This window comes from Vibrio fortis, assembly GCF_000695685.1.
GTDB lineage: Bacteria > Pseudomonadota > Gammaproteobacteria > Enterobacterales > Vibrionaceae > Vibrio > Vibrio fortis_A.
The window spans coordinates 456,073-480,135 of sequence record NZ_JFFR01000027.1; the positions used below are offsets into that span (position 1 = coordinate 456,073).

The following is a 24,063-nucleotide window of genomic DNA, read 5'->3' on the forward strand; positions in this document are numbered from 1 at the left end:
TTACTTCTCATTAAAAATCTGGCCGCCAAGCTTAAGCGTGGCTGCGATGTTGCGAGCAGTGCGAGTTAGGTTGTGACTCGCTTCTGATAAAACTTGTTCTAAAGGTTGCGGTGAACGTACAGTGCCAAAGGTGCTGTTGATGACTTGGTATAACTCATCAATTTCTTGACCTAATGAACCAGCAATACCGATCGTTGGAATGCCTTTGCTTTGCGCTCGTCTGGCGATTCCAAATGGCGTCTTACCTTGTAAGGTTTGGTTATCCATTTGGCCTTCTCCTGTGATCACTAAGTCGGCATTGGTTAACATCTCATCTGCATTGAGCGTATCCAAAACCATCTCAATGCCTTGCTTGATCTCAATATCAAACAACAAAGATAACCCTAGAGGTGCGCCACCAGCGGCTCCAAACCCCATACGCTCACGATGATCTTGCCCACTCTCTGATTTCACCACCAAAGCAAAGTGTTCAATGGCTGCATCCAACGTTTCGACAAGTTCCGTTGTTGCCCCTTTCTGCGGACCAAAGACGTGGCTTGCTCCATTAGGGCCAGTCAATGGATTATCTACATCGCAAGCAACAATAAACTCAACGGTGCTACAGCGAGGGTGAAGGTTTGAAAGATCTATCTTTGCGATATCACTCAACGCAGCACCACCCGGTTGTAATTCACAACCGTTCGCATCCAGTAATCTCGCTCCTAATGCTTGAGCGATCCCCGCCCCCGCATCGTTCGTGGCACTACCACCTAAGCCAAGTAAGATCTTATCTACACCACAATCTAATGCTTGTTTGATCAGTTCCCCTGTACCAAAGCTGGTTGCTCGCTGAACGTCTCGCTGCTGTGGTGTAATGAGGTCAAGACCTGAAGCAGCAGCGAATTCAATCAGTGCCGTTTTCTCTCCGTTTGACTTGTCACCATTAAGTAACGCCCAGTTTGCTTGAACAGGTTCACCGAGTGGTCCCGTTACTGTTGCTGTGTGCAACTCACCTTCAAGCCCTTGCAACAGAACATCAACCGTTCCTTCTCCACCATCAGCTAACGGTAAGTGAACATACTCTGCACAAGGAAATACTTGGCGAAACCCAGCCTCAATGCTTTCACATACCTGCTTTGCTGTTAGGGATTCTTTGAATGAATCAGGAGCAATAACAATTTTCATCGTCGTTCACCTACTCCGCCCAAAATCAGGGCGGAGTACCTTAAGTTAGAATTTCACTTGGAATGATTTCGCCTGACACGCCTTTAGAGTGCCAAAGGTTTGAGCTTCCACTTGAGTATCGCGAACTCGTTCGTCCATACTCGTTTCAAGCCAAGAAGTCACAGGTTGACTAAACTGAACCTTGTCTTCTACTTCACCCGATTCGGCAGGGTTGTAGACACGAAGAATCAACGCATCTTCGTCCTCTGCTTTCTTAAGCACACTTAACACCGCGCCCTTTTGCTCTTTGCTTAGCAGTGAGTACGTCAAAGGCTTATCCTGCTCGCCGACGTTCAGCTTCATCGCGTTGTATGGGATCTTGTTGTAGCACTCGATAGGTGTGACATTGTCACGAGCTTCCGCCATGATGTTTGCGTCAATGTGGTTACCTGCAAAACCAAACAGTGCAAACTCACATACGATCTTGCCTCGTGTTTGTGAATCTGGCGTTGGGATCTTGATACCTGAAGGACGACCAGGGCGAAGCAATAGTTCTTCTTTACCCAGTACGCCAACACCGCGCAGTAGAGTTAGAGCAAATGTGTCGCGCTCTTCGTTGCCTTTGCTTGAGATAACTTCAAACTCACGTAGACCATTAGTCATCAACGCCATACCACCCGTGGTGTTTTCAACAGCAGCGAAGTTCATTAGTTGGTAAACCGGTACTGGCGCTTCTTTCCACTTCTCTTCTTCCCAAACCGCCATTGCTGGATCGTTCGTTGGGCGAGTAATCAAGCCGAACTGGTTATCAGCAACGACATTTTCAGAAACGAATGGCGTTGGTACTAGAACACGAACACGGTGGTCATCCGCTTGGTTATCTAGTTCCATACGAACTTCAATACGGCGCGAGCCTTGTTTCAATACTACTTGGCAATCAACATCGACGAAGCCGTTTTGGCCAGTGCGCTCTTCACGCTCTTGTAAGCTTGCTGGCACGTTCATACGTAGCTTTATTGTTGCTACAGATTGGAAACCTTCGTGTTTAATGCTGGTTTCAGCCTTAAACTCATCCGAGTAAAGCAGCCATTCTTGGCGAGATGGGGAGTAATCGTACTCATCACCATCGTCTGAACCGTCTTCTACGCGAAGTACTTGGTCAAACAGCATCTCTGTTTCTTTGTCGAATACTGACAGTGTGCCGTTGTCGTTGACATTGATGCGGTAGAATTCGTTCTCTAACAGGTAGTCTTTTTGTTCAGCAACGATGTTATTGCCTTTTGCATTCGTTTCAATGTGCAGTGTGGTGTAACCCATTGCTGGCACAGCACGTTTAATTTGAATATCGTATTCAATGAACGGGTCGTAGTTACCGTAGTGCACGATCTGACGGTCGATCTTACCCGGGTCAATCACACGTTGATCTTGGATGTAGTATTCGACTTGATTGCCGTGCTCATCAAAGATGTTGAACTCGTTTGCGCGAATCGTAATCGTTGTATTGATGACCTCTTCACGCTCATAAGGAGACAAGTTGAAGAACGCCAGTTTGTCGCAACCTTCACGCGCTGGCATATGGTCAACGATCTTACGTTTATAGAAGTTGATTAGGTTTGATGCCATGTCGTCCGCTAGAATGTAGCGGTTTAGGATCTCAGCGTGTACTTTATCTGAACAACAGCAGCCGATAGAGTCATGAGCGTGGTTCTTCATGCTCTCTTTCCACATTTTCTCGATGAGACCGTGATGGTATTCAAAGCCCAGAGACCATGCGATCGATGCCAGTGGCTCTAGGATGTTTACAATCTTGTTTTCTACTTCTGCGTGAATCAATTTGATATCCATACGCGTAGAAGAGATCGTGCGGTGAACGCGCATGTATTTGCCGTCGTTAAATTCACCTTTGATAGTGTCTAGGTTGTCACGCTCTTCACGGATACGATCGAACACTTCCTCAAAGCGGCTCATCATGAATTCACGATCTGGATACACTTCACGCAGCTTATCCATCACTTCAAAGATGTCTTTCTGAATCGGCATCTGGTCATGACCATTAGGTAACAGAATGTCTTTCGTTACTGAAGGTTTCTCTAATACTGGGAAGTATTTGTCTAGACGAGCACGCAGGCCTTCTTCGTCTTGAGGCAGATATTTACCAATTGCGTATCCCAGAGGAAGCACTTGCGCCATCACTTCTGAGCCATCATTCGATTGCCACAAAAATTCTGTTTTATTGGTACCGTGACGTTCAGAACAGCCACGCCAGAACATAGCAGTATCAATACCAAAGCCATTGTAGATCATTGGCAATTGCGAGCTCATTGAGAATGAATCCGGTAGATAACCGATCTTCATTGGCTCACCTAGCTCTAGGCAATCACGTAGTCCATACATCATGTTACGAACGATAGACTCACCTGAAACTTGCATAGTGTCAGTCTGAGAGTACCAAGGGCCCACGATCAACTTACCTGCTTCTGCCAGTGCTTTTACGCGCGCTTTATTCTCTGGCTTGATAGCAAAGTAATCTTCCAGCACCGCTGTTTGTCCATCGAGAACGTAATACTTGTATTCAGGGTCGTTCTCAAGACGCTGCATGATCTCTTCCATGTTGTTCACAAGAAGAATACGCGACTCTTCAGTAGTGAAATACCATTCACGATCCCAGTGCATGTGTGGAGTAATATGAACGCGTGATGTAGTCATAGTGATTTACCTAAGTTTGCGGATTCGACACTCAAAACCGCTAATTTTTAAAATTTTCAATGGGTTAAAACTGGCTGCCACTAAATTTAGAGTGCAAGAATCCACGCCCAGATTCTGTGTGAATAAAACGTTAGGAGCACAGAAATTAGGACAGCCAGTGTTGTTCGTTATATTTATTGAGTGAGTTAAGGAGTTAACTCAGAATTTAGTTAGTTTTATGCTGCGGTTTGCACTTCAAACTTACCCTTTTTTACAGCGTGGCCTCGCCATACCAGAAGAGTAATTGTTGAAATAACCGTACCGATAAGTGCTGCGCCGAACCAAATTGCTGCGGCAGAGAATGCACCTAAACCAGCGTCATGAAGTAGGAAGATAGAGAAGATACCTGCACCCGGAGTTGAAAGACCGATACCTGCCGCACCAATCATTGCACCTGTAACGACAGAACCCAGTAGGAACGAGCCGATAACACGGATTGGATCTTCAATCGCCATTGGAATCGCACCTTCAGTGATACCCGCTAAGCCAAGTAACCAAGTTGATTTACCCGTTTCAATCTCGAAGTCTTTAAACAGACGTGGAGCAATAAGAGTAGATGCTGTTACCGTGAACGCAGATACCATCTTAACCGAGCCGAAAATTGCATAAGGACCATAAACACCGTTTGCCATCGCACCTAAACAGAATGCGTAAGCCGCTTTGTTTACTGGACCGCCCAAGTCGAACGATACGAATAGACCGATGATTGCGCCTAATAGTAGAGCGTTAGTACCCGACATGCCGTTTAGCCAATCAGTCAAACCTTGATTAAGCAATGCTACCGGTTTACCGATAACAAACAGCATCAAGGAGCCCGCCACTAATGTGCCGATCACTGGGTATAGGTAGAAGGTCAGGAAGCCGTTGAAAGCGGGGCTTAAGCGAACATTTTCTTTCACCCAACGCATAACATAACCGGCAATCAAACCACCAACAACACCACCAAGGAAACCTGAACCGATGAGGTTAGCTGCGATACCCGCTGCGAAACCTGGACCTAATGCAGGTTTATCTGCTAGGGAGTATGCTGTGTAAGCTGCTAGTACTGGTACCATTAATGTACCGAGCAAGCCACCACCTAATTTGCGGTACATCCATAACCAAGAGTCTTTGGTTGCGTACAGCTCTTGCAGGTCAAAAATTTGAGCGATAAGAACAGCGACTGCCAGAACAGTACCACCAGCAACGATTAGGGGAACAGCGTAAGATATACCTGAAAGAAGCGCTTGCTTGAGCTCAGTTTTAAGTGGCAATTTCTTCGGCTTATCATCTGTTGCCACGGTGCGATCAGCGCCATTGCCATTTTTAGATTCATCAATCGCGTCATTTAAAATGCGCTCAGCGTGTTTAATCGGCTCTGCTACCGGAGTTTCTACTCGTGGGATACCGTTAAAGCGATCAAGCTCTTTGATTGCGACTTCGGCTGCGAAGACACAAGCAACGGCATTATTCAGCTGGTCAGCAGTTAAGCGGTCTTCGATACCATTAGCGCCCTGCTTCTCAACATGAACGTTGTAACCCAGCTTCTTACCCGCTTTTTCCAAATACTCAGCGGCCATATAGGTATGAGCGATGCCCGCAGGACAAGCAGTAACACATACAATTGTTGGCGAATTTGTATCTAAGTTGTCTTGTTCTTCTTCCGTTTGATTTTCACCATCTAATAGCGCGAAAATCTCTTCAGCAGTGGTCGCTTTCAATACGGCTTCGCGAACATCATCATCAACAAGTGTTGTGGTCAATTCAGTAAGCAGATGCATGTGGGTAGAGCCCGCTTCTGCATTTGGAATCGCGATCAAGAAGATTAGATTCACATCTTCGTCTTCATCAAGGCCTTTCCATTTCATATCTTGCTTAAGTGTTGCAACGGCAAAACCTGCTTCTTTAACCGCATCAGTCTTACCATGCGGTACTGCAAGGCCTTCACCAAGTGCTGTTGGGCCTTGAGCTTCACGCGCAAATACAGCATCTAGGTACTGCTGCTTGTCATGTAGTTTGCCTTGCTGATCCAGTTGTTCAGCTAGTGCATTAATCGCTTCTTCTCGGCTGCTAAACGTAGTTTGCAGATTTACGAGCGACTTGTTAGTTAGAGTTGTAAGTTTCATAACCTTCTGTCCCATTGTCACGGATTAGTGCGACAGTTCTCCCTGTCGACGATGACAATAATACAACTTAGAGACATATGATCCGTGATCATGATCTCATGAATACAAATTTGTATTTAATTTGTATCTTAAAGATATCTTTCAAATGTACGAGAAAGCTTGAGATGTACCATTTAATTTGTATTATAAGCACTACAGACACCCATACGATTATCACCCTAACGTGATTCAAGGTTATTGGGTACCGTCAAATTACGGCATTTAACAACAAATTATTTAAGTCTAGTCGCCCTAGCGATTAATGAGGCAAAAATGGCAAGACTCCCGATGTATCGCAAAATCGCCGATGCAATCCGAGACAAAATCAAATCTGGTGAATACAAAGTTGGCGAAGCATTGCCAACCGAGGCGCAGCTCAGGGAAGTATTTTCTGTTAGTCGTGTAACCGTAAGACAAGCATTGAAATTGCTGATCGAGAATGACGAATTAGAGAGTGTTCAAGGTAGCGGTACTTACGTTAAAGAGAACAAGATCAATTACGACATCTATCAACAATCAAGCTTCCAAGAGAAGTGGGCTCACTTAGATGTAGTGACTCACAGTGATGTACTCGCATTTGAGATAAAGCCATGTTCGCTCGCCATGTCTGAACATTTAGACATAGGTGAAGGTGAGATGGTGTTCTATGTAAAACGTGTTCGTCATATGGATAACAGCCCAATCACTGTTGAAGAAACTTGGCTGCCAGTTAACTTATTCCCAGACCTTACCTATCAGGTAATGCAGAAGTCGAAATATGACTTCATCGAGAAAACAAAGGGAATGGTGATCGATCGCAGTGAACAAGAGCTGGTCCCGGTTCTACCACCAGCCGATGTGGCCGAACAACTCGGGATCGATCCAGCACAGCCGATCATTGAAAAACGAACTCGTGGCTATTTGGCTGATGACACGGTATTTGAATACAGTCGTAACTACTTTACTTCCAACGACTACCGCTTCACTTTAGTTGCGAAGAGACAGCGTCAAGCATAGTAAGCTGTAGCTGTACTTTGAAAATAATGAGCTCTCGATAGATTCGTTAGCTCTTTTCGTTTTTATTAACGCTTAGATAGCAACATCCGCCTAATTCCTGCTGCTTCCTTTTCTAAAATCGCCTAAACGATCCTTGTTGAAAATCATTTAGTCTCAAATCAGGTTGCTTATTGACCTCAATACGTAGAATCAAAAGCTCAATCTAAGTCAGGCTCGCTGCCAACTTGTTATTTGCTTTTGTCTACTGATCTAGCTGTAAATCAACCATGAATAAACGTCATTACACGGCACTAATTGTAACTATTGCCCTTGTCACCAGCCCACAAGTGTTTAGCTCCGTTGAAGTTGAACAAGAGATCGATGATTCCCCTTACACAAGGCTCACTAAATTAGGGTTCATTTATTCGCAGAATACCAGCACGTCTCTATCCATTAACTCAGGGATCTCTTTGGGCTACAAAGGCGATACATGGGGGCATAGATTTCAATTTGATACTTACTACACCGACGCGGAAAACGGTGAAGATGGTACCAACCGATATACAACGAATTATGGAATCACCTATGACATCAACTCAAGAACCTATACGGTTGCCGGGATTCGATTCGAGCATGATCAGTTCGGTACCTATCGTGACCAGTGGATTGCGATGACAGGTCTCGGTAGACACTTCTATGAAACGAACTACGTCACTCTGCAAGGCTCTATGGGCCCAGGTTATCGTATAACTGAAAGGCAATCCTTTGATGAGGAGTTTCCCTCGCAAATGAACTATGAGCTTATTGCCAGCGGCTCGCTCGAAGGGACAGTTCAGTTTACCGAGAGCTTTTCTATTGGTGCGAACGCAAGTGTTGCTTACGGTGAAGAAAACACCAACTACAACTTCAAAGGGTATTTAAAGAACATCCTGATGGGGAATCTCGCCCTCACATTCGATACTGAGTATATCTACAACACAACGGTTGCCTCAGACCAAAGCAACACCGAAATCTACAGCTCTATGAACCTTAACTATGATTTCTAGACTTGTTGGAATTCCTTACTGATTCGATTTCTAAGCCAGTCAGTTAACGAAACATCACTTAGTAGTATCAAAGCAGAACTAAAAAGGCGCACTAAATTGTGCGCCTTTGTTTTTCTTCAGCAGTAAAGAGGTTTCGCAAACAATAGCTCTAACTCTTAAATGCTTTGACTGTCATAGTTTATGATGTTTTGAACTGCGCCACTGCACTGTCCATCTCACTCGCCTGTGCTGCTACTTTATCAACCTCAACCAAGCAATGTTGAGCTGAAGCCGTATTCTGATTCGAGATAGCACTTAGCTCGGTAATGGAATCACTTACCTGCGCCATAACCGCCCCCTGCTCTTCAATAGCAGAAGCAATGCGTTCTGAGTTACCTTGAATATCTTCCATATCACTTAGAATCAGCTGTAGGCTTGAATCCAGTGATTCAGAGTCACTCAATGTACGTTGACCTTGAGAGTTACACTCTCCAATCTCCGCCATAGAAGCTTCCATTTGGCTTTGGATTGCTGACACCACGTTAGTTATCTCTGTGGTTGATTGGTGCGTGCGGCTTGCTAGAGCTCGAACCTCGTCTGCTACAACAGCGAAGCCTCGACCTTGTTCACCCGCTCGTGCCGCCTCAATCGCTGCGTTCAGTGCTAACAAATTCGTCTGCTCAGCAATACCTTGGATGATGTTTACCGCATCACCAATCTGATCCACATGGTGGTTCAATGAACTGATAGAGTCTTGGCTGCTCGATAGGCGTTCAGACAATTGCGTAATGTTGTTGATTGTCTCAACGACAACCTCACGACCTTTATCTGCATTAAGACGTGCTTTCTGCACACCTTCTGCGGCAATTGCGGTACTTTCAGAGATTTCACCAATCGTAGATACCATCTCTTGAACCGATACAGTCATTTCACCCGTGTGGTTAGCTTGAACATCAAACTGCTTAATCACTGATTCCAGTTCATTATGCATATTCGATGTGCTTGAAGTGAGCTGCTGAGACTTCTTCTGAGATGCCGAGATAAGCTTCTCTAGCTGATCTAACAACTGATTGAAGTATTCACCCAGTGAGCCTAGCTCATCGTGTCCTTTCAACTCTGAGCGAATAGAAACGTCGTTCGAATCCACAATACGTCGAATAACAGACAACAGAGACTCGATGCGGCCAACAATAGAACGAACGATCACCCAACTCAACAAGATAATGATGATGAGCAATGTGCCACTTAGAGCATTGTTAATGAGGTTTAGTTTCGCTAGTTGTGCAGCGGTGGTGTCTTTCAGCAACGCTGAGAACTCTTTGAACTGCGTTTCTACCTTATGAGAAGCAGAGCGCGCCTCACCTAGTAAACCTTCGTTGTGCTTTAGGCCAATTTTAACTTTCTGATCAACAACCTGCTGAGCTGAGTTTAAGAAGCTTGCCTGAGCATTAGCGAGTAAGCTCAAATCAAGGCTGCCCTGTTCAACCAACTCATTGAACTGGTACATGGCAAGTCTCTCCTCGTCTGAAGCTCTTTCAAAGCTTATTGCCAAGTCTTGGTGGAACTGACCCAGTAAACCTTCATCATCTGATAGACCTAAAACTTGATACGCGCTTACAACCACAGTAAAGCTCTTGTGGTAGTCAGAGATATCCTGTCTAAGCTGAGCTGTATTCGCAAGATTCAAATCATCAAGCACACTTGCCAGCTTAGACTCTAGGTCCTGAAACTGACGGTAGTTGTTTTCAAACTTGTCTAGGTACTTGATATCGCTTCGGAGAAGGAAATCTTTCTCGTTTCGACGCAAGTTAAGCAAACGAACTTCTAACTCTTTGGTGATCAATGTTGCTTCATGAAGCTGCTCACCGGTTTTTGTAAAATGGGAGGTGGTAAATAGTAGAGATACCATCCCTAAAATTGAGAATAGACCCAATGAAAATAGTTTATTTTTAATATTCATATAAAACATCTGATGTAAATAACGACCTTTAATGAGCACTCTATCAATAAGAAACAGCCATAAACGAGACTTGGAACACAGTCTTATATGTTAACAGACTGTGAATTTTCAAAAATTAAATAAATGAGAGAGTGATCGAGAATCAGTGACTACAGGTCAATTGCTACAGTTTTATGACAGGGTGTCATAATTATGAAATGTGGAGGGAGTTATTAACAAAAATCTCAAAAGTGAAACAAGATCGTGCTTAAAGCGTGAAATTTGGCATAAAAAAGCGCTGATGAAATTGTGTTCTACTCAATCTCGCCAGCGCATCATTTAAAAGACTTCTAAGTTAAGCTGCTTTCGTTCTTAACTTAGCAAGAATGTCGGCATTCTTTAGGTTTGCCATTCCAACGTAAGCCACTGGAACGAGGAACAAAGAGAAGAAAGTACCCACGGTTAAACCACCAACCAATACCAATCCGATATTGATACGGCCTAAAGAACCCGGTCCTTCCGCCAATGCCAACGGTAATGAACCAAGGATCATCGTCAACGACGTCATCAGAATCGGTCTCAGTCGAGAACGTGCGCTAACCATTGCCGCTTGTTTTGCCGTCGCACCTTTCTTACGCTGCTCGTTGGCAAATTCCACCAGCAAGATACCGTGTTTGGTCACCAGACCGACCAAGGTCAACAAGCCAATCTTAGAGTAGATGTTTAAGCTCTGACCAAATACCGATAAGGTCAATACCGCACCGACAATACACAGTGGAACCGTTAACAAGATGATCATCGGATCAACAAAGCTCTCGAACTGCGCCGCTAAGATTAGGAAGATGAACACGAGCGCTAACACGAATAGCACCTGCGCCCCAGCACTTGAATCCAGAAGATCTTTTACGATGCCGTTGAATTCATAACTCTGAGCATCATCAAGTAGCTCTGGAACTGCTTGGTCGACGTAAGCTTTTACATCACTCGCAGTAAACCCTGGCATCAAGTCAGCGGTAATTTCCGCGCTGTCTTGACCCATAAAGGTTTTAAAGCTCGATTCAGATGTCACTTGTTTGATCGATACAAACTGAGACAGTGGCAGTCGCTGGCCAGATTCTGAATCGACATAAAGCTTATCCAACACCTTGAAGTCACCTAAAGCGTTTAGGTTAACCTGCACTTGAATCGGATAGGTATAACCATCGTCAGCTTGCAGGTCAGCCGCTTTCACCGAACCCAAGAAAGTTGAGAGTGCATTGGTCACATTGCCGTAATCAACACCAGACAAAACAATCGCATTGCGATCAATGGAAAGATCATAACGCAGCTGATCACGTAACATTGAGTTACTCACATTGGTCACGCCCTCGTAGCTTTCTAATGCTTCAACCACTTTATGTGCCGTTTCAGATAACGCATCGGTATCTCGATTCACCGTCGTCAATTCGAGCACCATATTGGTCGCGATATTTAGGCTATCCGCAGTGCGCACTTTAAAAGACATACCATAAGCAGAAACATTGCTCTTAGCATCGGCAATAAACTCGTTGAGTAGTTCGTCTGCCGACTTGTCTCGCTCACCCCATGGTTTTAACAATACATGGTTAGTTGGTGTGCCCTCAATGTAAGACAGGTTCGCTTCAACCGAATCATTGTCTTTAAACACCGAATTAAGTTGCTCGTTGTTATCTAGATGGTACTGACGACCCACACCTGTTGGTGGTGTTGATGTTACTTCAACAAAGCCAGTATCTTCAGTCGGCAGTAATACCTGAGGCATTTTCCATACAGCAACAGCAGATAAGGCCACCATGACCAACGCAATTACGGTCATCAACACTTTACGTTCAAACCATTTGTTCAACTCTGCGCTGTAACGGTCTGACAATGTATTCAGTTTAGAATCGACAACTGAGTACCATTTAGCAGGTGTAGACACCGGTTTCATTAGGTAGGCACTCATCATTGGCGATAGTGTCAACGCCACAAAACCTGAGATGATCACGGCCGCAGCTAAGGTGAAAGCGAACTGTTTGAACAAGTCAGCCGTCAGGCCCGCCATCAAACCGATAGGTAGATAAACCACGGCTAACGTCAGAGTCATCGCAATCACAGGGAATACAATCTCACGACTCCCTTTCAACGCAGCATTCAGTGGTGTCTCGCCCTCTTCGATATGACGATAACAGTTTTCTGCAACCACAATCGCATCATCCACGACCAAGCCAATCGCGAGAATGATCGCCAATATGGTGAGAACGTTGATACTAAAACCCAATCCCCACATCACGGCAAATACACCGATTACACACACCGGAATCGTGATAATAGGAATCGAAGCGACTCGAAAGGAACCCAAGAAGATGATCACCACCGCTGATACTAGAACAACCGCCTCGACTAACGTCATGAAGCCCTGATCGATTGCTGCTTTGATGAAATCTGCTTGATTGTAGACCATCTTCATCTCGATGCCTTCTGGCAACTGAGACTGAATATCTTCAATTTGTAATTTCACTCTGTCTGCCACCGTAACTGGGTTCTCACTCTTAAGTGGCAGTACTTGAATAGACATCGCTAACTTGTCATCAACGCGAAGGATACTTGGCGCTAGGCTCTCTTCACCCATTTTCACGTCTGCGATATCTCCAACACGGATGATCTTTCCATTATCGACTCGGATAACAAGATCTCGGACATCTTCAACGCTGGTAACTTGGTTCACAGGATTAATAGAGAAATCGCGAACCTGACCTTTAATCGTACCCGCTGTAAAGGTTGCATTGTACGAGCTCAATGTCCCCACTACATCAGACGCACTGATATTCAGCGCCATCATACGATCCGGTTGTAACCAAACACGCACTGCCTTTGAGCTACCGCCATATGGGCCCCATACGCCACCTACACCTTGGATGTGCTTGAATTGAGGCACAACTTGCTGGCTGATGTAATCAAACATCTCCTGCTTAGACATATTGCCCGTGTTAACAAAGGTGATCACATTACTCGGAGTACCAGTGTCAGAAGAGTCGTCCGTCACGGTTGGTTGATCGGTCATGCTCGGCGGAAAATCGCCGATCGCTTCAACACTACTACGTAGATTGTTCATCAAGCCGGTGTATTCGACCTCATCAACGTCATCTTCGAACATGATCTTCAAGCTACAGGTGCCCTCTTGACAGTCTGTCGTCATGGTTTTTACGCTATCAAGTCCCGTTGCAGCAGTAATAAGCTTGTCAGCTACGTTACGTGACATGAACTCTGCGCTGGCACCGTTGATCGCGGCAGTCACTGTGGCCGATGGCGTTTTATGTTCAGGGAAGTATTGAATAGATAACTTCTGAAAAGAGAGTAAACCAATCAACACAATGGCGATGCTAAGCACCGATGCAAACACTGGGTGCTTAATACAAATCTCAGGAAGCTTCATTGTTCACTCCTACTGTTGTCGCTTCCGTGCTGTTTTGTGGTGAGTTTTCGTTCTGTGGTTTAGGAGTTTCTTCTCCTACTGGTTGTTTTTCATCAGTCGCTGGAACATCAGCTTCTTGTTTTTTCTCTGATTGTTCAGCAGTTGTAGGTTCATGCGGCAAACCAACCGACTCTTGAGTTTCTTGTGAACCCTGATTCATGACTTTGACCAAAGAGCTCTTTTTCAGGTTCTGTTGACCAGTTACAACGATCTTTTCGCCTTGTTTTAGCCCGTCTTCAATCACAACGTGGCCGTCGTTGGTGTTAACACCCAATTCAACGATTCTTTGTTCAATCGTCTCACCATTCACGACCCAAACAAAGCGGGTGTTGTCTTTAGCAAGAACGGCGTTTTGAGAGACCACTAACTCCGGCTCCTCATCGCTCGTCACTTGGCTCAGTTTGGCGAACATGCCTGGAACAAGGCGGTGTTCTGGGTTTTTAATATGAGCGTGAATCTCTACGCGACCAGAGCTCTCATCTACAGCTGGTGCAATATAGTCCACCACCCCTTTAAACGTTTCGCCAGCAAAAGAATCGACTTCAATAGATACATCTTGGCCGAGCTTTGCAACGCCTAAGTCGGACTGGCCAATTGAATATTGAACCTCAACCGGATCAAGTTTGATTAGACTAACCAGCACATTAGAGCTATCAATTCGACTTCCTACAGAGTGGCTAAAGTTGGTTAGCTGGCCATCAAAAGGGGCAACCAATACGTAGTTGTTCATTAGCGCTTCTTTTTGACGGAAATCTGCAGCAGCCAAATTCGCCTGCTCCTTTAGCTCTTCAACATCTTGCTGAGACATTGAGTCTGGCTGCTTTTTAAGTAGCTCTTGAACACGCTTGAGCTTTGATTTCGCCAATGCCAATGAGCTCTTCGCTTTATCGAGATCGGCTTTCGCCGTAGTGTCATCAAGTTGCGCGATAACATCGCCTTTCTTTACAAAATCACCATCTTTAAAGTGAATTTTGAGAAGTTTTTCTGATGCACTAAACGTCAGTGCTGCAGAGTCAGTGGCACGAATCTTACCCACTTCGTTAATTGAAGAAGTGAAGGTTTGGGTTGTCGCCTGTTCCACGGTAACCGGTACGTGATCAGTATTCTCAGCGAATGCAGAAGGCGCACCGAGTGTAAGAAGCGTGAAGGCAATTGTTTTACTAATTAGGGTCAATTTCATTCCAGTAACCATAGAGCGTGCTCAATAATGAGTGCGCTAAATTTAGCTATCTTTAACTGAACAAGCTTCCTGCTATTGAATTCAATGCTAATAACAGCCAGTTGTTGGGAGAATGGGCTCAACGTCATGATTGAGCCCTGCTGTATTTCAAGTGTGAAACCGTTGTTCTTTGAACGGTAGGTTAAAAGCGATACTGGTATTGCATACCAACTAGCAGTGCGTCTGCGCTAACGTCCGCAGTAATGTTGCTCTGAGTTCCAGGTATCGTCGTTAAGCTCTCATCGACGTAATCTGTCTCACCCATCACAATGCCGACACCAAGATCGATGCTGCTGTTTTGTGTCATTGCATAGCTACCTCCAACGGTTAACCAGTGACGATTTACGTCAGGAATCGACAAAGAAGTCAGGCTGTCAGTTGGTGATGCGTCGTACATGTAACCGGTACGCAGAGTCAACTTGCTCGAAGCTGTGTAAGTTGCACCAACTGAAATATGCCCTGCGTCTTTCCATTGGTACTCCTTGATGGAGCTTTCGTAAGAATCAGACGTCAAAGCATCAAACTCCGACCAATTGACCCACTGAATACTGTAGTGCGCCGCCCATGATTCGTTGAGCTTGTGCCATCCAGAGAACTCGATTGTGTCTGGTAGAGGGACATTCATTTTGTCCGCAGGTACACCACCTTTCGTAATCGTGCCTTCTACCTCGATGTCTGGGCTATAGCGATACGCTAAACCAAAGCGATGATTGTCATTGAGCTGATAAGTCACACCAAGGTTTGCGCCGAGACCAACACCGTTCGCATCAATATCGACCAGCCCCTTACGGTAAATTTCACCTTCACCGTAAATCACATCGAGACCACCACCAATGTTGATTTTCTCTGACAGCTCATAAGCAATCGCTAGACCTAAGTTGACACTGGTCAACGTGGTTTTTCCGCCAAACTCACTTGCAGAAAATGAATCATCAAATTCAACGTCTGTACCGAAATTGGAATGTACAGTAGCGCCAAGGGTGAACTTGCTATCACTGAGTGGATGTACGTAATGAAAATTGGGAACCAAGGTGCCTTGACCAAGAGACTGGTCGTCTAGTGTTTCAGTATCACCAACGATCGGCGTGTAACTCACGTTAGAAACATCAATCTCGCTGTCGATATAGACTGCGCCAACCGATAGCATTGGCTCATCAATGTATGCCATCGCTGCGCTATTTTTTGATACAACAGCCGCGCTGTCAGCAATAACAGCATCCCCTGCAAACGCTCTGCCTAAGCCTGTAGCGGACTGTGCGTTCAATTGAAAACCCGCCGCTTGGGTAAGACATGGCAACAACGCAACCGTAGAGGTAATTAGTACTCGATTATTCATTGTCTGCTACCTCCGTTTCGATGTGCTCTACATTTTCAATTTCAATCGCATGGCCGTCTGTCACAACCATGGATGCTACCGCCACTTGTTGAGTGTTGGTTGCATCCCAAACATATGAAAGCTCGCCATCATCAGGTAGCCCAGGCAAACCTGATTCATCCATAGTGCCTTCATACGGGAACAGATAAGTACCGTGTCCACCTGTTGTAGCGCGAATCACCCCACGAGTCTCATCATTGGAATAACTGCCACCACTAAGTGGAGCTCCTGTAGTGCCGGTAATCTGTGTTAAGCCCAATGCTTTGATTAATGGATCTGTACCAGTACGAATATTGTCTGGCGCAGAGTTAGGTATCACGCTATCAGCGACATAATCTACGCCAACTGTGCAGTTTTCATCACAGGTGCCTACCGCTGCCAAGAGCAGAGTTGGTTGTTGGTTTGCGACTTGTCTTGAGGTAAAGCTTGCTGGCTCTGAACCGTCGATAGTCATCTGTACACCTTGTTTAAGATCAGTCACAATCAAATCAAAGATGTCGTCTTCTAACTGGCTCACCGTAATCGCGTTCTCTTCAGATGCAGCGACAAACTCTCTTAACGCTTCAATACAAACTTGGTTACTTGCTTCTGGCGTACATACATCAGGAATAACGGTTTCAGCAATGCTGCGCTGTACATCCGGTGACTTTTTCACAGCTTCAGACATTTCCGGACCTAAAGTCTGAGAGGAAAGGACTAGATTGGTTAAGCCTTGCCCCGGAACAACAAAGTTCACAGTATTAAACGCAAACTTAGGGTGATTTTGGCTGAACTCGCTCACCATCACCGACATGATCCCACCTAGAGATTGTCCTACTAAGTGGATTCGATCTTTATCGACCCATGGGGCGTCGTTCAATGCATATCGCAAACCTAAGAAATCAGAGACTGATTGCTGCAGGTTAGAACGTAACGCCAATGGCGAATCGATATTGATAAAGAAAGACTTGTTGGCGCGGGCACTGATTTCATTATCTTCTGTATCGAAGCGAACACGTTCACCGTGGTACGGCATATCAATAGCAACCACGGCGTAACCTTTTTCTGTATAGTCACGAGCCATTAAAGAGGCCGCCGACTTAGTCGCGGTTACACCGTGAATGAAAATAACTGTTGGTAATTGACTAACGCCGTCCCAATCTGATGGGGTATAAATATCAGTCGTGATTGTCTGAGTCTCCACAACTTCTGGTAGAGGATCAGATTGTGTAGGAAACCCACCCGAACTGGTTTTCATCCACTCATACAGTGGCGGACATGACTCAATAGGGTCGAATTCGCTAAGCGTACACTCCACTTCACGAGACTCTGTAAATGGCAAATAAAACGGAATATCTAACTTACTACTATAGAGGTCGTATTTCGTTCTATTGTCTTCGATATTTTTTAATTCGGTAATAAATTTAGTGTTCGCACGAGCATGATTATTTCGCATCGCATCTAGCGTTGAATACGCACTTTGAGTTTTAAACTGAGCCGCATAAACAGGATTACCTTCCCCTTGATATAAAGAGATGGCTTTTAATACTTGATCTTGAAGTTCTTGATTCTGGTTTACATTTTGCGGCACCAAGCCATAAAGAATATCTTTAAAACTGTCGTCAGCTTGAAGCGGTTCACCAAATTCTGTTTTAACAGCATCAGTCACGACAACATAATATAGTTCGTTAGGCTTTAGGCTCGCCTCACACTCTATTTTAATGTTGCTTCCGTCTGCTGATATTTTTGTATCAACTTTTTGACCAGAATCATCCATTAATACTACGTTGCCTTGTAAGCTATTCGCATCTAATGGGAATCGCTTATCAGAATTAATGCTCTGTAGAGGAATTAAAATAGGTTCGGCACATAATCCCCAACCATCTAAAGCAGAATATGAGTTGTTGTAGTCTTGGTAATACTCTTCACCATTAAGAGCTAATAATTCTCTTCTTTCACCGCTACCTGTAATCGTGCCATCGTTATCATAGCCATAACCGTCGTTTGGTTTCGGCAACTCTTGAACATTGTATGGAACAAAAACAGACACTGGTTCTTGTGTGGTGCTCTCGTCAGATTGACAGCCGATTAGCGCCAGGGCGATTAACCCGCATAGATGTGATTTTTTAAATTTAGACAAAGCATCTCCTCATTTGAGCATCTTCGTGCTCGGTGCCGATATGTCGGTTCATGGTTGAATTTGGAGCTGAGTGCAGCTCTCTTATTTGTGCTCAGCAATAAATGGTGAATCGAGTCGATAACTAATAGGTGGTTACGCATTTACGCAACCAACCGATAACAACAGGAACATAATCACCATCCAACGTGCGACGCCGAAGAAACTACGTAAGAGCCTTGAACACTCAATCACACCCACTAAATCAGCTTCACATCCAAATGATCCAACACGCCTCCTTTTTAGGCACCTTAAACAACCTCAAACAAGTTCAAAAATATTTATCAGAGAACATCAATCACAAAAAATATTACGTGATATCGGTAACTTGGAGATTTAGAAGTGTCAAATGAGGTTTGTTTATAAATGTGCTGTCTTTTGTTATATTTCAGTAAAGGCGTTTATTAAATGAGATAGAGTATGTCCGCTGAATTCACTATCAACGATGAAATACAAGTTGATCTAAAAGAGTACGAAATTCACCACCCCAAGACTGGGCGAACCTTTACCTTAGGCTCAAATGAGGTTGAGCTACTCAAGTTTTTCTTCAAGAATCCCAACCAAGTGATCACTCGCCAGGCCCTCATTGAGCAAGTTTGGGAATCAAAAGGCATCTATGTAGAAGATGGCAGTCTGATGCAAACCATCTCTCTTTGCCGAAAAGCATTAGAAGATAAAGCGGGGCTGTTGATTGTTACTGAGCGTGGTAAAGGCTATCGATTTTCTGGCCGAGTTGTTGAGGGAAAAGTTGAAGTCAAACTGGAGGAAACTCCAGAAGTCGTTCAAGTTGAAGAGCAGGAAGAACAACCTAAATCGACGCCAATAAAGTTAATTCCAATCACGTTGGTTTTAATCATGAGCACTGTTCTATCCTATTTAGGTTTCACCTACTTCGAAAAAGTCTCTGTTTCTAAACTCGTGACTACATCGCATTATCTGACCTGTAGAATTACGAGTGACCATATAAAATATAAAGAGCTTTATAACGTCACCATGTATGAATATGAAGATAGAAACATCATTATTGACCATACGGGTAAATCGCTTAGCTTTCCAAACGAATTTACAGGAGTAGAGTGTGAGTAAAAATAACGCGCTAATTGTATTCGTAGCAATTTTAGGTGTTGCTCTAGGCTGGCTTGCGACAATATTCACTAGTTCTAAACTAGAAGGTCATTATTTGGCTAACCCAGTTAATGTTATTATGCCGCCTAATGACATCATTTATAATGCCTCTTCAATCAATATTGAATTTAAGCAAAACAACAGCTATGACCTTCTTTATGTCACCGATAGAGAAGTTGGATTTACATCATCAGGCAGTTACAGCATTACTGGTAAGCATATTTCGTTAGACGAAGAGCAACATCAGCAAATTATTCCTAACCGTGAACTCGATTTTTACGAAAAGGTGATGATTAGTGAAGGCTCTGTTTTATCGTCAGACTTCATGCCTTATATTCCAATTGGAAAAGATGAAGTTTTATTGGTGACACCGAACTCTATGCTGCACCTGTGTAAATCGGTCGCATGTAAGGATCTTCCCCACTATGAAAATGAAGTGCCAAAACTCGTAGAGCCAGAAGAGTAGCGTAGCTAGTTCAAAGTTCAAACAACCAACACTTATCTAGGGGCTATTGCCCCTTTTTTGTTCATTTAACCATCAGAACAAACTGCAACCCCTACAAACAGCATACTCTCACTCCCGCACGTTACAAATCCAACCTAAAAGCAACATCTCTAATACAAGGTGATCCGACCGATGTTCTAGCTCGTCGTAGATTTCTTTTATTAACATCTAAACAACACTATTTAATCACTATTAATTGCTGAAATTAACATCAAAAAATTTTTTTGTTTTAGATCATGCGAACTTCAACTTGACCTCGTGCCACAGAACAGTTTTCTGTACATTCGATGACATATTCTGAAACAGTTTCTTATATTTTTTAAAACTTAGTGGAGATTTCTATGTTAGAACTCTTAATTGGATTAGTGGTAACCATTGCCGTTGGCTATTTTATTGTTAAAGGCTACAAGGCTGCGGGCGTACTACTTACAGCGGGTATCGCGTTACTTCTTATCACGGGGTTGATTGGTCATACTGTTCTACCTGCAAAAGTTGCGTCTACAGGTAACATGGTTACCGATGCACTTGAATTTGTTAAATACATGCTTCAGTACCGTGGCGGCGGTTTGGGTATGCAAATCATGCTTCTATGTGGTTTCGCATCTTATATGACCCATATTGGCGCAAACAATGTCGTTGTAAAACAGTTCTCTAAGCCACTATCTGTCATCAAATCTCCTTATGCGCTTTTAGTTGCGGCTTACATCGTAGCGTGTCTGATGTCTCTAGCAGTTAGCTCAGCAACGGGTCTTGGCGTGCTATTGATGGCTACCCTATTCCCAATGATGACTGCTATGGGTATCTCTCGTCCTGCTGCTGTAGCAGTGTGTGCGTCTCCTGCTGCAATCATTCTTTCTCCTACATCAGGTGACGTTGTCATTGCTGCAGAGAAATCAGGCTTAGCGCTAGACGTGTTTGCAGTTCAAACAGTTCTCCCTGTTTCTATCTGTGCAATCATCGTGATGGCTGCAGCGGCTTTCTTCTGGAATAAGTACCTAGACCAGAAAGAAAACACGCCAATGGAAAAGATTGATGTGTCAGAGATCGAAGCGAATGCTCCAGCTTTCTATGCTGCTCTACCGTTCTTACCAATTATCGGTGTTTTCCTATTCAACGGCCGTACTATTCCTGGCTTACAGCTTGATATCTACACCATTGTTGTAGGGTCTATTTTTGTAGGCGCGCTGGTCGATTATGTAGTTAAGAAATTCGATGGCGAGAAAACACTGGAAGACTTAGACTCTTGCTACCAAGGTATGGCAGAAGCGTTTAAAGGCGTAGTAATGCTATTGGTTGCAGCAGGTGTGTTCGCGCAAGGCCTGATGTCTATCGGTGCAATCGACAACCTAATTGGACTCGCAGAAGCTGCTGGTGCTGGCGGTATCGCTCTAATGCTTATCCTAACAGGTCTGACGGTAGCAGCTGCAATCGCGACAGGTTCTGGTAATGCACCTTTCTACGCATTCGTTGAACTTGCACCTTCATTAGCTGCGAAGATGGGTCTGAACCCTGCTTTCCTTATCATTCCAATGCTTCAAGCATCTAACCTAGGCCGTACAATTTCTCCAGTATCTGGTGTAGTTGTGGCGACTTCAGGTATGGGTAAAATCAGCCCATTTGAAGTAGTAAAACGTACTTCTGTACCAGTGATTTGTGGTCTGATAACGGTGATCTTCGGTACATTGGTATTGGTACCAATGGCTGCATAATGAATCGCTAACTTAGTTAACACCAATAAAAACGCCAAACTCACTGAGTTTGGCGTTTTTGTTTATTCTCTTGAATATAAGAAGCGCTTAACGAGAAACGAAATTACTTCATCTCACCGTAACGCTCTAGGTACAGAACCGTTGCAGCTGTTCTTGAGGCAACCTGTAGCTTCTTGAGCAAGCTCTTCATATGTACCTTAACGGTCGATTCAGAGATGAAAAGATGATCAGCAATTTGTTTGTTACGGTAACCTTTCGCAACCTCTTGGAGGATCTGCATTTCGCGTTCAGTCAGCTGGTCAAAAATGTCTTCGCGACTTTCAGCATCGCTAAGGTAACGGGCAACCACGCTGCTGTACGCTTTGTCTCCACTATGCGCCTTTTTCAAAAGTTCAATCAGCTCATCAGGCTCAGTATCTTTTAGAAGGTAGCCATCAGCGCCAGCTTTTACGATCGCTTCAATGTCTGCTGGGCTATCAGAAACGGTAAGAATCACAATATTTGCGCTAGAGCCGTCAGTACGTAGTGCTTTCAAGGTATCTAACCCTGACATGCCCTTCATGTTCAGATCCAATAGGATCAGGTCCGGATCTTCTTCATGAGCCATTGCGACTGCATCTGTGCCGTTGCTTGCTTCTCCGACTACTTCAAATTCATCTTCAAAACTGAGTAGCTGACTGATACCACGGCGCATCAACGGGTGGTCGTCGACCAACATTACTTTACAAATCGTCAAGATTAACTTCCTTCAAACTTTTATACTTTAGAATGACTGTACAGCCCTTGCCTTTCGCTGTTTCAATCGTTAGTTCGCCGTTCAGCCTTGCCGCGCGCTCCTGCATTATACTCATGCCATAGTGATTTACCTTAGCGGTACTATGGTCAAAACCATCTCCGTTATCCTTTATCACGACTAATACTTCGCCATTTTCATCGTTACAACATACATCGATCAAATCGGCATTGGCGTGTTTTATTGCATTTACGGTTGCTTCACGGATCAATTGAAGCAGATGAACTTGGCTATGTGCATCAAGTTCAATCGACGACAGATTATTGGTTAGATTAATCGTGCCATCTGTTCTTTCACTGAGTTGCTCAAGCATGGTGCTTAAAGCATCTCCAAAATTACCCTCTTTGATTGATAACCTAAAGGTCGTCAACAGCTCTCTTAGTTGAGTATAAGCCTCTGCGAGCCCATTCCCCAGCTCTAGAGCAATTTGTTCTGATTGTTCTCTGTGTTTATGCTCAGGGAGTTTTCCTATCACTCGCTTTAAGAGAGTAACTTGAATTTTCAAATAAGACAGTGACTGAGCTAGCGAGTCATGAAGCTCACGTGCTATCGTCGCACGCTCTTCCATGATGATCAGCTGCTCTGCCTGTTTCTGTGCAATGTTATAGTATACCGCACGTGAAAGTAGGCGAATAAAGTTATCAATTAACGCTTTTGTTGAATGCCCATGGTGGTAGCAACAATACAAATAGCCAAGCGTGATTTCACTGTCATCCAGCTTCATTTCAAATTTTTCGTAGTGAGAATTCTCGTCATACCCTTCATCAAGTACAAAAGAGCGACCAGAGGTATCTAAGATCTCTAGTCTTAGTGACTCAATGTCTTCCAAACTCACTAAATGTTGAAGAATAGCTCTGAAGTTTTCTGGCGAGACTCGCGTTACACGCAGTTCTTGAGACGAGTTATAAAGAGCTTGCAAAGATTGGTTCGCACTCTGGAGTTCTTTGGTTTTTGCATCCACAACATCTTCTAAGTTTCGATAAAGTGCGCCTAAGTCTCGCGTCATCGAGTTGAAGGTCTTAGTTAAAATCCCAAGCTCATTGTTGTTTGTGACTTCCAAGTGGACTTCAAAGTCGCTGTTTTTGATTCTATGGCTCGCCGCGACTAGAGCATGCAGTGGTTTAACAACTTGTTTACGGACAAAATGAACAACAAAAAGAGATATGACTAGAATCCCACCCAGTCCAATACCACCAGCCCACGCCAGTTTGATGAGTTTATTTTCAGAAAATTCTTGGAGCTTAAATACGAAACCATCGATTTCAGAAACGAAATTCTCAACGAGTACTAAGTAGTGTTGTCTGTCCGAACTATTGAGTACCTGCTTCAATTCATGCCATCGACCAATGATCAAATAGTAGTCTTCTGTGATATGCGTCGGAACTTCCCAACCTACTAGGTCAGCCATCGACTCTGAGTACAGAGATGCTTCGAACTCTCGTATATGCTCGTCGTAATCGACTGATTGTACTTGAATATCATGAGCCAGACGGTAGCTCTGCATTCGCATTGAGCCAGCAACGTTGACCGCCTCCGCGTCATTAAGGCTTGACGCTAAAGTAAAGATTGCAAACCCCGTTGTAGCTACCGATAAAAGCAAGATAAAAAGCAGCGACTTAGCGATGGTGCTCGTAAGAGATGAAACAGGTTTAATAAGCAAAAGAAATTCCCAATCGTTCGAAGTAGCTTAACGGCGATTATTGTCACATATCGAAATTCATAGCTCCAACCAATATGTG

General features: G+C 44.2%; 15 protein-coding genes. 5 read left to right on the forward strand and 10 right to left on the reverse strand.

The window, feature by feature from the left end; translation table 11 throughout:
- The 3 genes from VFDL14_RS05025 to mngA form a co-directional block, all read right to left on the reverse strand.
- Positions 1-1,164: a glycerate kinase gene (locus VFDL14_RS05025; RefSeq protein ID WP_032552646.1), complete on the reverse strand. Its 1,164-nt coding sequence runs from the start codon at positions 1,162-1,164 to the stop codon at positions 1-3.
- Positions 1,165-1,209: 45 nt separating this feature from the next.
- A complete protein-coding gene (gene mngB / locus VFDL14_RS05020; RefSeq protein WP_032552647.1) occupies positions 1,210-3,849 on the reverse strand; it encodes a mannosylglycerate hydrolase in 2,640 nt (879 codons plus the stop codon).
- A 215-nt stretch (positions 3,850-4,064) separates the two neighbouring features.
- Entirely contained in the window at positions 4,065-5,993 is a 1,929-nt protein-coding gene (gene mngA, locus VFDL14_RS05015) for a PTS 2-O-a-mannosyl-D-glycerate transporter subunit IIABC (protein WP_032552948.1), read from the reverse strand.
- Positions 5,994-6,305: 312 nt separating this feature from the next.
- Here mngA and VFDL14_RS05010 point away from each other — a divergent pair, with 312 nt between their 5' ends.
- Together VFDL14_RS05010 and VFDL14_RS05005 are read left to right on the forward strand one after the other, a co-directional pair.
- The gene (locus VFDL14_RS05010) at positions 6,306-7,028 is read left to right on the forward strand and encodes a GntR family transcriptional regulator (protein ID WP_032552648.1); all 723 of its coding nucleotides are present in this window, start codon (positions 6,306-6,308) and stop codon (positions 7,026-7,028) included.
- A 266-nt stretch (positions 7,029-7,294) separates the two neighbouring features.
- Positions 7,295-8,053, forward strand: coding sequence for a DUF481 domain-containing protein (locus tag VFDL14_RS05005; protein WP_032552649.1), 759 nt, complete (start codon positions 7,295-7,297; stop codon positions 8,051-8,053).
- A 178-nt stretch (positions 8,054-8,231) separates the two neighbouring features.
- Here VFDL14_RS05005 and VFDL14_RS05000 read toward each other — a convergent pair whose 3' ends face one another.
- The 5 genes from VFDL14_RS05000 to VFDL14_RS04980 all read right to left on the reverse strand — a co-directional run bounded on the left by VFDL14_RS05000 (position 8,232) and on the right by VFDL14_RS04980 (position 18,156).
- Positions 8,232-9,941, reverse strand: a complete 1,710-nt coding sequence (locus VFDL14_RS05000) for a methyl-accepting chemotaxis protein (RefSeq protein WP_032552949.1) — start codon at positions 9,939-9,941, stop codon at positions 8,232-8,234.
- Between the two features lie 385 nt (positions 9,942-10,326).
- Positions 10,327-13,404 carry an efflux RND transporter permease subunit gene (locus VFDL14_RS04995; protein ID WP_032552650.1) on the reverse strand — a complete coding sequence of 1,026 codons (3,078 nt, stop codon included), beginning with the start codon at positions 13,402-13,404 and terminating at the stop codon, positions 10,327-10,329.
- Complete coding sequence (locus VFDL14_RS04990; RefSeq protein WP_032552950.1) at positions 13,391-14,623, reverse strand: efflux RND transporter periplasmic adaptor subunit; 1,233 nt, start codon at positions 14,621-14,623, stop codon at positions 13,391-13,393. The genes VFDL14_RS04995 and VFDL14_RS04990 overlap by 14 nt, the downstream gene beginning before the upstream one ends.
- 181 nt (positions 14,624-14,804) lie before the next feature.
- Positions 14,805-15,998, reverse strand: a complete 1,194-nt coding sequence (locus tag VFDL14_RS04985; protein WP_032552651.1) for an outer membrane protein transport protein — start codon at positions 15,996-15,998, stop codon at positions 14,805-14,807.
- Positions 15,991-18,156, reverse strand: a complete 2,166-nt coding sequence (locus tag VFDL14_RS04980; RefSeq protein WP_050487467.1) for an Ig-like domain-containing protein — start codon at positions 18,154-18,156, stop codon at positions 15,991-15,993. The genes VFDL14_RS04985 and VFDL14_RS04980 overlap by 8 nt, the downstream gene beginning before the upstream one ends.
- A 456-nt stretch (positions 18,157-18,612) precedes the next feature.
- Between VFDL14_RS04980 and VFDL14_RS04975 the strand changes: the two genes are divergently transcribed.
- The 3 genes from VFDL14_RS04975 to dcuC all read left to right on the forward strand — a co-directional run bounded on the left by VFDL14_RS04975 (position 18,613) and on the right by dcuC (position 21,531).
- Entirely contained in the window at positions 18,613-19,278 is a 666-nt protein-coding gene (locus VFDL14_RS04975) for a winged helix-turn-helix domain-containing protein (protein WP_032552653.1), read from the forward strand.
- Positions 19,271-19,783: a hypothetical protein gene (locus tag VFDL14_RS04970; protein WP_032552654.1), complete on the forward strand. Its 513-nt coding sequence runs from the start codon at positions 19,271-19,273 to the stop codon at positions 19,781-19,783. Before VFDL14_RS04975 ends, VFDL14_RS04970 begins: the two co-directional genes overlap by 8 nt.
- A 380-nt stretch (positions 19,784-20,163) precedes the next feature.
- Positions 20,164-21,531, forward strand: a complete 1,368-nt coding sequence (dcuC, locus tag VFDL14_RS04965; protein ID WP_032552655.1) for an anaerobic C4-dicarboxylate transporter DcuC — start codon at positions 20,164-20,166, stop codon at positions 21,529-21,531.
- A gap of 103 nt (positions 21,532-21,634) precedes the next feature.
- On the opposite strand, the gene VFDL14_RS04960 is transcribed toward dcuC, so the two are convergent.
- A complete protein-coding gene (locus VFDL14_RS04960; protein WP_032552656.1) occupies positions 21,635-22,267 on the reverse strand; it encodes a response regulator in 633 nt (210 codons plus the stop codon).
- Positions 22,254-23,984: a nitrate/nitrite two-component system sensor histidine kinase NarQ gene (gene narQ, locus VFDL14_RS04955; RefSeq protein ID WP_032552657.1), complete on the reverse strand. Its 1,731-nt coding sequence runs from the start codon at positions 23,982-23,984 to the stop codon at positions 22,254-22,256. The genes VFDL14_RS04960 and narQ overlap by 14 nt, the downstream gene beginning before the upstream one ends.
- Positions 23,985-24,063 lie beyond the last annotated feature (79 nt).